1 rRNA gene is annotated in these 324 nt (G+C 63.3%); it reads right to left on the bottom strand.

Annotated elements, in window-relative coordinates:
* Positions 1-240: 240 nt before the first annotated feature.
* Positions 241-324, bottom strand: a 5S ribosomal RNA gene (gene rrf, locus ADL15_RS57380); the annotation flags it as partial.

The raw sequence follows: 324 nt of genomic DNA, 5'->3' as shown, positions 1-324 counted from the left end.
TGTCGCGGCCGCAAACGCGAGGTGGCAAGGTTTGGGCGGGGAGGGCCATTCGGAAATATCAAGCCTGACGGTTTTCGAATGGCCCTCCCCGCCCGAACCGTCCCCCCTCGCGCAACCACCCGGCCGGCCACGACCAGAAACAGGAAAAGGCCCACCCCGGACCGGGGCAGGCCTTAAATACTGCTGCACAAATGAAGAAAGCCCCGCCCCGGTTAAGGGGCAGGGCTTTCTCAACGTTAAGTCCGGCGGCGTCCTACTCTCCCACACCCTCCCGAGTGCAGTACCATCGGCGCTGGAGGGCTTAGCTACCGGGTTCGGAATGTA

Source organism: Actinoplanes awajinensis subsp. mycoplanecinus, assembly GCF_001509495.1.
In the GTDB taxonomy this organism is placed as follows: Bacteria; Actinomycetota; Actinomycetes; order Mycobacteriales; family Micromonosporaceae; genus Actinoplanes; species Actinoplanes palleronii.
The sequence above is the reverse complement of the archived record's forward strand: the minus strand, read 5'-3'. Positions and strand labels throughout refer to the sequence as shown.